The sequence below is a fragment of the Olsenella kribbiana genome (assembly GCF_036408795.1).
Lineage (GTDB): Bacteria > Actinomycetota > Coriobacteriia > Coriobacteriales > Atopobiaceae > Olsenella_L > Olsenella_L kribbiana.
In genome coordinates this window covers 223,359-234,760 of record NZ_JAZGJP010000001.1, presented here as the reverse complement: position 1 = coordinate 234,760, position 11,402 = coordinate 223,359, and the positions used below count along the sequence as shown (strand labels likewise).

General features: G+C 61.6%; 11 protein-coding genes. 10 read left to right on the top strand and 1 reads right to left on the bottom strand.

The genetic code is table 11. The features are described from left to right. Positions 1-23: 23 nt before the first annotated feature. Positions 24-1,004 carry a DNA polymerase III subunit delta gene (gene holA / locus VXJ24_RS01080; protein ID WP_330971072.1) on the top strand — a complete coding sequence of 327 codons (981 nt, stop codon included), beginning with the start codon at positions 24-26 and terminating at the stop codon, positions 1,002-1,004. A gap of 66 nt (positions 1,005-1,070) precedes the next feature. Here holA and rpsT read toward each other — a convergent pair whose 3' ends face one another. Beyond that, positions 1,071-1,337 carry a 30S ribosomal protein S20 gene (gene rpsT / locus VXJ24_RS01075; RefSeq protein WP_330971071.1) on the bottom strand — a complete coding sequence of 89 codons (267 nt, stop codon included), beginning with the start codon at positions 1,335-1,337 and terminating at the stop codon, positions 1,071-1,073. Between the two features lie 231 nt (positions 1,338-1,568). Here rpsT and lepA point away from each other — a divergent pair, with 231 nt between their 5' ends. The 9 genes from lepA to VXJ24_RS01030 all read left to right on the top strand — a co-directional run bounded on the left by lepA (position 1,569) and on the right by VXJ24_RS01030 (position 11,391). Then, positions 1,569-3,377 (top strand): translation elongation factor 4, encoded by a 1,809-nt coding sequence (gene lepA / locus VXJ24_RS01070; RefSeq protein ID WP_330971070.1) that lies wholly within the window; start codon positions 1,569-1,571, stop codon positions 3,375-3,377. Beyond that, positions 3,374-4,429, top strand: a complete 1,056-nt coding sequence (gene dusB, locus VXJ24_RS01065; RefSeq protein ID WP_330971069.1) for a tRNA dihydrouridine synthase DusB — start codon at positions 3,374-3,376, stop codon at positions 4,427-4,429. Before lepA ends, dusB begins: the two co-directional genes overlap by 4 nt. Beyond that, positions 4,422-5,672, top strand: a complete 1,251-nt coding sequence (gene hemW, locus VXJ24_RS01060; RefSeq protein WP_330971068.1) for a radical SAM family heme chaperone HemW — start codon at positions 4,422-4,424, stop codon at positions 5,670-5,672. The genes dusB and hemW overlap by 8 nt, the downstream gene beginning before the upstream one ends. A gap of 125 nt (positions 5,673-5,797) precedes the next feature. Beyond that, positions 5,798-6,931: a DnaJ domain-containing protein gene (locus VXJ24_RS01055; protein ID WP_330971067.1), complete on the top strand. Its 1,134-nt coding sequence runs from the start codon at positions 5,798-5,800 to the stop codon at positions 6,929-6,931. Positions 6,932-7,055: 124 nt separating this feature from the next. After that, positions 7,056-8,228 (top strand): molecular chaperone DnaJ, encoded by a 1,173-nt coding sequence (gene dnaJ, locus VXJ24_RS01050; protein ID WP_330971066.1) that lies wholly within the window; start codon positions 7,056-7,058, stop codon positions 8,226-8,228. Continuing rightward, complete coding sequence (gene mtaB / locus VXJ24_RS01045; RefSeq protein ID WP_330971065.1) at positions 8,229-9,494, top strand: tRNA (N(6)-L-threonylcarbamoyladenosine(37)-C(2))-methylthiotransferase MtaB; 1,266 nt, start codon at positions 8,229-8,231, stop codon at positions 9,492-9,494. It abuts the gene before it with no gap. Positions 9,495-9,561: 67 nt separating this feature from the next. Continuing rightward, positions 9,562-10,527 carry a PhoH family protein gene (locus VXJ24_RS01040; RefSeq protein WP_330971064.1) on the top strand — a complete coding sequence of 322 codons (966 nt, stop codon included), beginning with the start codon at positions 9,562-9,564 and terminating at the stop codon, positions 10,525-10,527. Continuing rightward, entirely contained in the window at positions 10,517-11,020 is a 504-nt protein-coding gene (ybeY, locus tag VXJ24_RS01035; RefSeq protein WP_330971063.1) for an rRNA maturation RNase YbeY, read from the top strand. The genes VXJ24_RS01040 and ybeY overlap by 11 nt, the downstream gene beginning before the upstream one ends. Continuing rightward, positions 11,017-11,391 carry a diacylglycerol kinase family protein gene (locus VXJ24_RS01030; protein WP_330971062.1) on the top strand — a complete coding sequence of 125 codons (375 nt, stop codon included), beginning with the start codon at positions 11,017-11,019 and terminating at the stop codon, positions 11,389-11,391. The genes ybeY and VXJ24_RS01030 overlap by 4 nt, the downstream gene beginning before the upstream one ends. Positions 11,392-11,402: the final 11 nt, after the last annotated feature.

The following is an 11,402-nucleotide window of genomic DNA, read 5'->3' as shown; positions in this document are numbered from 1 at the left end:
GGAGAAGAGCAGAAAGGGGAGCCATGGGAAAGGCGAGTACGCTCCTGCCGGTCTATCTTGTCATCGGCACGAACGAGATCAAGCGCGAAGAGGCAATACGGCGCATGAAGGCAAAGCTCGATCCAGGCCTTGCTGCCTTCAATCTCGACGAGCTTGCAGCCGGATCTGTGGCTGAGCCCGATACGCTCAAGGCAAGCCTCGATGCGATGCCTGCAGGCGATGCCTTCCGTCTTGTGATCGTCTCGGAGGCAGACAGGCTCGCCAAGCCCGTTCAGGAGATGCTTGTCTCCTATCTCAAGAATCCGAACCCGACGACCGTGCTCATGCTCGTTGTGGGTGCCCTTCCCAAGGGATCGGGCTTCACGCGCTCTGCGCTCTGCAAGGCCGTGAAGGCAGCAGGTGCGCATTCTGTCATCGACTGCACGCCGCCGAAGCCCTGGCAGCTTGCAGGAGAGCTCGTTCAGAAGGTGGCACCCCAGCTAGGCATCACGCTCGACCGCGATGCGGCAGAGGAGCTCGTGAAGCGCTCCGGCACCTCGCTCATGCTGCTCAGAAACGAGATCTCCCAGCTCGGCAATCTGGCATCCGAGCCAGGACATGTGACGCTTCGGGACGTCGAAGCGCATATCGTGCGCACGGAGGGCATCAAGCCCTGGGAGCTTGCCGATGCGGTGTCGGCCCGCAACGTGAAGGGCGCGCTTGAGCTGCTTTCCGGCATGGACCAGGGAAGCTATATCGGATCTCTGAGCTATCTCGAGGGCAGGATACGCGAGCTCATCTGTGCGAAGTGTCTCGATGAGCGGGGAAGCGGAGCAAGCCTTGCCGCAGAGCTCGGAAAGCAGGACTGGCAGGTGAAGAATCTCAGGGGCTGGGCGAGGAGGTTCACGATCGAAGAGCTCGTCTCTGCCTTGAAGTCCTGTGCCAAGGCAGATTCCGGCCTCAAGAGCGGAGCCGATCCCAGGGATGCAATGGTACGCCTTGTCATCGGCATCGCCCAGGGCTAGTGTCCAAAAGAAAGGCCCCGGTGCCAGCACGCACCGGGGCCTTTGCATTGCCTGGAATGAAGAAGCTTACTTCTGGAGGGTATTCACGAGCTTCTGGACGCCCGACTTGCGCTGGGCAGCCTGGTTCTTGTGAATGACACCCTTGGATGCAGCCTTGTCGAGCTTGCGGTTCGCTGCGTAGGCAGCGGTCTGTGCAGCCTCGGCGTCGCCTGCTGCCACAGCCTCGCGGACCTTCTTGACGTAGGTCTTGAGCTCGGAGCGGACTGCCTGGTTGCGGACGCGGGCCTTCTCTGCCTGCTTGATGCGCTTCTTCTGCGACTTGATGTTTGCCACGGTGCGGTTCCTTTCAGTGCTTTGAGATGAGGCCTCTCTTTGGGTCGGAAGTGGGGTTCCGCACCCGGACACGGCGAGGTCAACCACGAGAGTATAGCAGACTCTCGAGCGAGCTATCACGTGCACTTTGCTAGAATGTGCCCTGACATCTGGAAATATCCATAGCTGCCCAGATAATCGCAGCAGATGATGCTGCAGCCATGCTGGGCCCAGGCAGGGCATGAAGGACGTATGAGCATAGATACCTCCCATATCCGCAATTTCTCCATCGTCGCGCACATCGACCACGGCAAGTCGACGATATCGGACCGCATCCTCGAGCTGACCCATACGGTCGAGGAGCGCGATCTCACCTCGCAGATGCTTGACTCCATGGACATCGAGCAGGAGCGCGGCATCACGATCAAGTCGAACGCCGTGCGCGTCATGTATGACGCAGATGACGGTGAGACGTATCTCTTCAACCTGATCGATACGCCGGGACACGTGGACTTCACCTATGAGGTCTCGCGCTCGCTTGCTGCCTGCGAGGGAGCCGTGCTCGTCGTCGATGCGACGCAGGGCGTCGAGGCACAGACCGTCTCGAATGCGACGCTTGCCATGAATGCCGGGCTCGATATCGTGCCGTGCATCAACAAGATCGACCTTCCGTCGGCGCACCCTGAGGAAGTCAAGCAGGAGATCGAGGACGACCTTGCGATTCCTGCAGAGGATGCCGTGCTCGTGTCCGGCAAGACAGGAGAGGGCATCCATGACCTGCTCGAGGCGATCGTCTACCTGATCTCTCCTCCGAAGGGAGATGAGAATGCGCCCTTGAAGGCTCTCATCCTCGACTCCTACTTCGACGAGTACCGTGGTGTCGTCGCGACGGTGCGCGTCTTCGATGGGCACATCCGCAAGGGCGACCATCTCAAGATGATGGCGATCGGAGACGAGTTCCTGGCAGACGGTGTCGGCTGCAAGCGTCCGCTCGAGACGCCGCTCGATGAGCTCTCTGTCGGCGAGGTGGGCTACGTCGTGACGGGTCTCAAGGACCCCGAGATGGTGCGCACGGGCGATACGATCACCGATGCAGACAATCCCTGCGCCGAGGCCTGCCCTGGCTACCACGAGGCAAAGCCCATGGTCTTCACGGGCCTCTTCCCGATCGACACGAAGGACTACGAGAACCTGCGCGATGCCCTCGAGAAGCTGAAGGTGAACGACCCCTCCCTGACCTGGTCGCCGGAAAACTCCGTCGCATTGGGCTTCGGCTTCCGTGTCGGCTTTTTGGGCCTGCTCCATATGGAGGTCGTGAAGGAGCGCCTCGAGCGCGAGTTCGGCCTTTCGCTCATAGCGACAAGCCCCTCTGTCGAATACCACGTCTTCAAGACGGACGGCACGATGGAGAAGATCACGAGCCCGCAGGACCTGCCCGAACCGACCCGCATCGACCACATCGAGGAGCCCTACCTCAAGGCCAAGGTCATCGTCCCGCCCGAGTACATGGGTCCTGTCATGCAGCTTGTCGTCGACCATAGAGGCACGACGCAGGACATGGTCTATCTCTCCGAGAAGTCGGTCGAGCTCCACTTCGATATTCCTTTGGCAGAGCTCATCCTCGACTTCTTCGACCAGCTCAAGAGCAGGACGAAGGGCTATGCCTCGCTCGACTATGAGATCGGCGACTACCGCACTTCCGACCTCGTGAAGCTCGATATCCTGCTTGCAGGGGAGGAGGTCGACGCCCTTTCCTTCATCGTCCACAGGGACAAGGCCTACGACCTTGCACGAGGGCTCTGCGACAAGCTCAAGGAGATCATCCCGCGCCAGCAGTTCGAGGTGCCTATCCAGGGTGCCATCGGCAACAAGATCATCAGCCGCTCGACCGTGAAGGCAGTCCGCAAGGACGTCCTTGCCAAGTGCTACGGCGGCGACATCACGCGCAAGAGGAAGCTCCTCGAGAAGCAGAAGGAAGGCAAGAAGCGCATGAAGGCCATCGGCACGGTCGAAGTGCCGCAGGAAGCCTTCCTCGCCGTCCTCAAGGTGGACGACGAATGAGCATGAGACCGCAAGAGCTTCTGGAAGATAGGGCAGCATCTGCCGGCCTCTCCTCCCATATCGAGCCTTTTGCAGAAGGGGAGAGCCTGCGCGAGCGCCTCGCGTCCCATCCTTTCCTCATGGCTCCCATGGCAGGAGTCACGGATGCGGCCTGGAGGCTCATGGCACGCGCAGGCGGTGCCGGCCTTGCCTATACCGAGATGGTCTCTGTCGCAGGCATCCACTACGGCGGAGAGAAGACGTGGGAGCTTGTCGTGCCCGAAGAGGCAGAGCCCGATATCGCGGTGCAGCTCTTCGGCTCGAAGCCAGACCAGTTCGCAGAGGCGGCAGAGGCTGTAAGCGAGCGGCTCGGATCAAAGCTTGCCCTCATCGATATCAATATGGCCTGCCCGGTGCCGAAGGTGACGCGCAAGGGCGAAGGCTCTGCCCTCATGCGCGACCCTGAAACGGCGGCCAAGATCGTCCGTGCAGTGTGCGAGCACACGGAAGTGCCCGTCACTGCCAAGATCCGCCGCGGATTCGATATGGGCGAGGAGCTTGCCGTGCCGTTTGCACGGGCTATGGAGGAGGTAGGAGTCTCTGCGATTGCGGTTCATGGCAGGTATGCCAAGCAGCTCTACCGCGGCAAGGCTTCCTGGGAGACCGTTGCCGATGTGGCAGCTGCTGTCTCGGTTCCGGTCATCGGCTCAGGCGATGTGCTTGCAGCACAAGCGGCACGCAGGATGCTTTCGGATTGTGGCTGCGCTGCGGTGATGGTTGCACGCGGATCCTACGGCAACCCCTGGATCTTCCGCGATGCTGAAGAGGATGCTGCACCGACGCACAGCCTTGAGGAGCGTCTTGCCGCATTCTCGCTCCATGTGCGCCTCCTGGAGGCAACGGATGCGCATCTTGCGCGGGCAAGGAGCCTTGCCGGCTGGTATCTCAAGGGGCTTCCGAATGCAGCCGCATGGCGCGAGCGTGCCATGCACTGCCGGAGCGCAGAGGAATACCTCGAGCTCATCGAGGCGGCAGGTGCCACGATCCCAGAAGCAGGCCAAGACCGTGCGTGAGAGCAGTGTCTGGGAAGAGCACACAGAGGCAGATGCGGCGTCTGCCCTCTATGTGCATATCCCGTTCTGTGCGAGGAAGTGCGCCTACTGCGACTTTGCCTCCTGGGCGACGCGTGCAGAGGATCCTCTCATGAATGCCTATGCCGCTTCTGTCCTGCATGAGCTCTCCTGTCTCGAAGAGGCGGGACTTCTCGAGGGGACCGAGACAGCCTACATCGGCGGCGGGACGCCGAGCTATCTCGGTGCACGCCTTCTGCCCATCGTGGAGCGGCTCTCATCTTTCGGCGTCTTGGAGCTCACATCAGAGGCCAACCCCGATTCCCTCACAGCGGATTTCGTCTCATCCCTCAAGGAAGCAGGGCTTACGCGCATCTCGCTCGGCGTCCAGTCAACAGACGACGGAGTGCTGGCGGCACTCGGGAGGATCCATAGCGCTGAAGAGGCGCTCCAGGCGCTTTCCTCAGCCGTATCGGCGGGACTTTCAGTCTCAGCCGACCTCATGTGCGCACTTCCTGGGGAGACCGACGAGATCTTCCAGAGGAGCGTCTGCGATGTGCTTGCACAGGGCGTCTCCCACGTGAGCGTCTATCCTCTGATGATCGAGGAGGGAACGGCCTTCGGGCGGCGCTATGGCGGCGAGGAGCTCCCTTCCTGGAACGATCCCGACATCCAGGCCAGGCGCATGGAGCGTGCAGAGAAGACCCTCTGCACGCACGGATTCCACCGCTACGAAGTCGCCAGCTATGCGAAGGCGGGCCATGAGTGCCGCCACAACAAGGCCTACTGGACCGGCAGGAACTATCTCGGCATTGGCACCGGCGCTTCTGGAATGCTTTCGCGAGCAGCCTATAGGCGGCTGCGCACGTGCCTGCCGCAGCTTCCCGATATCGCAGATGATATCTATCGCGTGCGGCTCAGGAATACCTCCACAAGGCCGGACTATGCAGAAGGGCATTTGCAGCGCCTCCACTTCTCGATCGAGCTTCTCGACCGGCGCCAGGCGCTCGCCGAGGACCTCATGCTGGCGGCGCGCATGTCCGAGCCGATTGACGCAAGCCTCCTTGCTGCTGCACGTGCAGAGCTTGGAGGAACGCTCGATCGTGCTATCCAGACGGCCCAGGAAGAAGGGCTTCTGGGAGAGGGCCTGGCGGTCACAGAACGGGGCTGGCTTCTTGGAAACGAGCTCTTCGAGCTCTTCTGGGATCTTGCGGGAGCGGCTCCGACACGCACGCTTGCGGTGTAGAGAAGCTGTTTTATAGGCCCTGAAGCTGCAAAGCTTTGCCGTTCCGTGTCTTTATGGCCTCCTTCGTGGATACAATCAGGCCATGTGCATATCGATGAGAGAATTACTGAGCAAGGAGCCTAGCCATGGCATCCATGAACGAAAAGGACTACTACGCAATCCTCGGGGTCTCGAAGGATGCATCGACTGATGAGATCAGGAAGGCGTTCCAGCAGAAGGCGCGCAAGCTCCACCCCGATGTGAACAAGGCGCCTGACGCAGAGGAGCGCTTCAAGGAAGTCTCCGAAGCCTACGCCGTGCTCTCCGATCCGGAGAAGCGCAAGCGCTATGACGCGATGCGCTCCGGCTCCATGTTCTCGCAGGGAGCTGCCCCTGGCACACAGGGATATGCCAGCCCCTATGGCACCGACCCCTTCGCCGGCTGGGGCGGCTGGCCTTTTGGCGGCATGAACTATGGCTATTCGGGCAGGCGCACGCAGAGCAAGAGGTCGCGTGCATTCAACCCGCAGGCAGGTGCCGATTTCGTCTACCATATCGAGCTCGACCCCGAGCAGGCAAAGCGCGGCGTCAAGCGTGGCGTGACTTACCAGCACTACACGAGCTGCACGCACTGCCACGGTACCGGCTCCATTGCTGCAGAGCATCCAGAGACTTGCCCGACCTGCCACGGCACAGGACACATCGACCTCGATCTGGGGAGCCTCTTCGGCTTCGGCGTGATGGACATGGTCTGCCCCGAGTGCGAAGGCACAGGCAAGGTCGTGGTCGACCCCTGCCCGGACTGCGGAGGCTCGGGCCGCGTCCTCACGGCATCCGAGCTCGTCGTCGATATCCCGGCAGGATCGCATGACGGGGACGAGGTCCGTATCAAGGGCATGGGCAACGCCGGCACGAATGGCGAGACATCAGGAGACTTCGTCTGCCGCGTCGGCGTGCCAGCAGAGCGCCTGACGCCGCGTCAGGCCATGGGCTTCCAGGTGCTCGGCTTCGATATCCCGTTCCTTGTCTTCGGCGCCCTCATGGACGTGCTTTCCGGCCTCTGGATATTCATTGTCGTGCTTGCTCTCATCGGCTTCATCTTTGCTGCCTCGGGCGGCGTCACGGGCCACGGCAAGACGTGGTGGAAGAATGCGGGATCTGCGATGATGAACGGGGCGGTGCAGGGCCTCTTCATTGCCATCTTCATCACGGCCATGGTCTCGTGCACGGCAAGCCTCGGCGCTTCGGGCTATGGATCGCGTATGGTGCCGCACTACTGATAGAAGCGAATGATAGGTATCCTATCGCGTGCAAGACGCACGGCTTTGGTGGGTACACCTTGCATGGTAGTTACAGAGGGGCGCAAGCGCGCCCCTCGCTTTGTGCTGTGGGAGTATGGTGAGTGTGAGTTCGAACAAGGATTACTACGAGATTCTCGGGGTCGAGCATGATGCTGACGCCCGTACCATCAAGCGTGCATTCCTGAAGAAGGCGCGCGAGCTGCATCCAGACGTGAACAAGGCACCGGATGCCGAAGCACGCTTCAAGGAAGTCAACGAGGCCTACACCATCCTGTCTGACGAGACAAAGCGCGCGAACTATGACCGCTATGGCACGCCTGACGGGCCTTCTGGCTTCGGATCCGACTACGTGGACATGTCGGACGTCTTCAATGGCTTCGGCATGGACGATATCTTCAGCTCGTTCTTCGGCGGCCAGGGCCGTGGCGGCCAGGCCCGCCGCGAGCAGCGCTCGCGCGGCCGCGATATGGGCATCACGCTCCATATCACGCTCGAAGAGGCTGCCAAAGGCTGCACGAAGACCATCTCCTACGAGAGGCTCGCACCCTGCGACGACTGCAACGGCACCGGCGCTGCCGAAGGCGGCAAGACCACGACCTGCCCGAAGTGCCATGGCACCGGACACGTCACGACCGTGCAGCGCACGATTCTGGGACAGATGCAGTCGACGACGGTCTGCCCTGAGTGCGGCGGCACGGGTCAGGTCATCGACCACCCCTGCGAGACCTGCTCGGGGCAGGGCAGGACGCCTTCGCATGAGAGCGTGAAGATCGAGATTCCGGCAGGCATCCATGCGGGCCAGACCGTGACGATCAAGGACAAGGGCGAGGCAGGACTCCGCGGCGCTCCAGGCGGCAACCTCGTCGTGAGCATCGATATCGAAGACAGCGAGCGCTTCCAGCGCCAGGGTGACGACCTCTACTGCACCGAGGATGTCGACGCAATCTCTGCAATGCTTGGCTGCACGATGGAGATCGGCGGCATCCTTCCAGACGAGAAGGTCGAAGTCGATGTTCCTTCTGGCTGCCAGTATGGCCAGCAGATCCGCATCCCGCGCTACGGCATGCCGCGCCAGGGAAGCCAGGCAAGAGGCTCGCTTGTCGTCGTCGTGCGTGTGACCGTGCCTGACGACCTTACCGAAGAGGATGAAGAGGCACTCAGGAGCATCCTCGAGCGGAGGCAGGCGAAGAGCGCGAAGGCGGATGCCAAGGAGCGGGCGCATGAGAGCCACAAGGCAAAGGAAGGCCACCGCAAGCATCCGTTCGGAAGGCGGTAGATGAGCGAGAAAGCACCGGTGGTAGCCTTCATCAATCTGGGCTGCCGCGTGAACAGGGTCGAGACGGATACGATTGCGCTTGCGCTCGAGGAGGCAGGCTGCCAGATAGGCACGCCTGAAGAGGCCGATGCGGTCGTCGTGAACACCTGTGCCGTCACAGGCGAGGCCGAAGCGAAGACCCGCCATACCCTCCGCCATACCATGAACCTGCCGAACAAGCCCTATGTCGTGGCGACAGGCTGCGCGGCAAGCCTCTTTGCTGACGAGCTCTCAGAGCTCGGCGATACGCTCGAGGTCGTGCCGCTCAAGGCCGAGGTGCCGTCTCATGTGCTTGCAAAGCTTCCGGAGACGGCAACCGATGCGCTGCCCTGCACGGGTGCTGCCCCGACGCCTACCGGAAGGACCCGTCCTGGCATCAAGGTGCAGGATGGCTGTGACAACCGCTGCACGTTCTGCATCGTCTGGAAGGCGCGTGGCACCGGGCGTTCCGTGCCGCTTGGCCAGGTCATCGCAGAGGTCGAGAAGACCCTTGCCATGGGCGCCAAGGAAGTCGTGCTCACGGGCATCAACCTGGGCCAGTACCATGTCGTGGAAGAGGGGGCAGAGCTCCGCCTGCCGGAGCTTCTGGAAGCAATCCTCGAGAAGACCGCGGTTGGCAGGATCCGTCTCTCCTCGATCGAGCCGCCTGATGTGGACGAGCGTCTCATCGATGTGATGGCTGCGCATCCTGACCGGATTGCCCCCTTCCTTCATATCTGCCTCCAGTCAGGATCGGACTCCGTGCTTTCCCGTATGGGCAGGAAGTACGATACGGCGCTCTATGAGAATGCTGTCAGAGCTGCGAAGGCGAAGATTCCCCATCTGGCGCTGGGCTGCGACCTCATTGTCGGCTTCCCGGGCGAGACGGATGAAGAGTTCGAGGAGTCGCTCGAATTCTGCCGGCGCATGCAGTTCGCCAAGATGCACATCTTCCGCTATTCGAAGCGTCCCGGCACGCCCGCCGCAGAGGCGCCCGACCAGGTCGATCCCCACATCATGGCAGAGCGTGCAAAGCGCATGCATGACCTGGCGGCCCAGATGCGCGCAGCTGAGGCGAAGCGCCTTGTCGGCGAGGAAGAGCTCGTGCTTGTCCAGGCAAAGGGCAGAGGCGTCACAGGCGGCCTCTTCGAGGCAGAGGTCGACCCCGCGCTTCCTGTGGATACGCTCGAGCGCATGAGGATTGCCTCTTCCGATGAGCGGGGACATGTCGTTGCCGAACATCTCTAGGAATATCGCGCTCTTTGCTCTCGGCGAGAGTCGCGCTATCCTTTGAGATGAACCAGCAAGGAGGAGCATGGAGCCCACACACGTCCGTCTGACCATACCTGATTCTGTCGATGCAGCGCTTCTCATGGGGCCTGCCGACAGCCTGCTCAGGCGTATCGAAGCTGCCACTGATGCAATCATCACGGTGCGCGGCAATGTCGTCTCCATCGAAGGCGACCCTGAGGAGATCCACGACCTCACGGCTGTCTTCACACAGCTCATCCAGCTTGCCGAGGCGGGAGAGGTTCCGAACGAGACCGATGTGGACCTGGCGCTTGCGGCGGTGGCAGAGAAGGGCGCGCCGCTCCTGCGCGAGCGCGATGCCATCCTCTTGAGCTGGAAAGGCATCGCCGTCAAGCCGAAGACCGAGGGCCAGAAGCGCTATGTCGAGGCAGCGCGCACGCATGAGATCACGTTTGCAGCGGGGCCTGCTGGCACAGGCAAGACCTATCTCGCGGTAGCGCTGGCAGTGGCTGCACTCAGAAGACATGAGGTGGAGCGCATCGTGCTCACCCGTCCGGTCGTCGAGGCAGGGGAGTCTCTGGGCTATCTTCCCGGCACGCTCGAAGAGAAGATCGATCCCTATGTGCGGCCCCTCTACGATGCACTCTTCGACCTCATTGGCCAGGAGACGACGCTCTCGCTTGTCGAGCAGGGGACGATCGAGGTGGCACCGCTTGCCTTCATGCGCGGGCGCACGTTCTCGAATGCCTATGTGATATTGGACGAGGCGCAGAACACGACGCCGGTCCAGATGAAGATGTTCCTGACCCGTCTCGGATTCCATTCACGCTTCGTCGTCACCGGCGACAGCACCCAGCGCGACCTCAAGGGTCCAAGCGGCATGGAATCGGCCCGCCAGATACTTTCCGGCATACCGGGCATCGCCTTCTGCGATCTTGGCCGTGCCGATGTGGTCAGGCACTCGCTCGTTGCACGCATCATCGAAGCCTATGACAAGGCAGCCAGGAAGGATGGTCCCCATGGAGCATGAGGTTGACATCGATGTGGAGGAAGGCACGACCCCTGCCATCGCGGAAGACGAGATGGAGCGGATTGCTGCGCTCGTGCTCGATGAGGAAGGGGTGACGCGTCCCTGCCTCGTGTCGGTCTCTGTGGTCGACGATGACAGGATGCATGAGCTCAACCTCGAGTGGCGCGGCAAGGACCGTGCGACCGACGTGCTCTCGCTCGAATGCGAGCGTCCAGACGACCCCGATCTGGCTGACGGGGAGCCCTGCGAGCTCGGCGACATCGTGCTTGCCCCTGCCTATATCGAACGCCAGGCAGAAGAGCTCGGCACGACCGCAGCCGATGAGACGCGGCTCCTCTTCGTGCATGGCATGCTCCATCTTCTGGGCTATGACCATATCGCAGACGACGAGGCTGAGGTCATGGAGGCCCGCGAGGACGAGCTTCTCCAGAAGGTCGCGACCGACGAGAACCTGGGCCATGTGATACTTACAAGGCACCGGGAGGATGCATGATCCCCGGACAGAAGGGAAACCATCCGACCTTCCGCCGGAGCTTCCTCTTCGCCATGCAGGGATTCCGCTTCACGCTCAGGACCGAGCGCAACATCAAGGTCATGCTTGCGGCAGGCGCTCTTGTCATCGTCTGCGGCTTCATCGTAGGCCTCGATCCTCTTTCCTGGGCCATCGTGCTTCTGTGCTGTGCCTGCGTGATCTCTGCCGAGCTCATGAACACCGCTATCGAGACGGTCGTCGACCTCGTCTCTCCTGAATACCATCCGCTTGCAGGACACGCGAAGGATATCGCGGCCGCAGCGGTCTATGTGCTCTCCGTGATCGTCGCTATTGTCGGCGCGATCGTATTCCTGAATGCCCTCCTGACCTAGAAGAAGGTGCC

Coding starts and splice junctions, on each gene's coding strand:
- holA (WP_330971072.1), top strand. CDS start 24: ATGGGAAAGGCGAGTACGCTCCTGCCGGTCTATCTTGTCATCGGCACG.
- lepA (WP_330971070.1), top strand. CDS start 1,569: ATGAGCATAGATACCTCCCATATCCGCAATTTCTCCATCGTCGCGCAC.
- dusB (WP_330971069.1), top strand. CDS start 3,374: ATGAGCATGAGACCGCAAGAGCTTCTGGAAGATAGGGCAGCATCTGCC.
- VXJ24_RS01055 (WP_330971067.1), top strand. CDS start 5,798: ATGGCATCCATGAACGAAAAGGACTACTACGCAATCCTCGGGGTCTCG.
- mtaB (WP_330971065.1), top strand. CDS start 8,229: ATGAGCGAGAAAGCACCGGTGGTAGCCTTCATCAATCTGGGCTGCCGC.
- VXJ24_RS01040 (WP_330971064.1), top strand. CDS start 9,562: ATGGAGCCCACACACGTCCGTCTGACCATACCTGATTCTGTCGATGCA.
- ybeY (WP_330971063.1), top strand. CDS start 10,517: ATGGAGCATGAGGTTGACATCGATGTGGAGGAAGGCACGACCCCTGCC.
- VXJ24_RS01030 (WP_330971062.1), top strand. CDS start 11,017: ATGATCCCCGGACAGAAGGGAAACCATCCGACCTTCCGCCGGAGCTTC.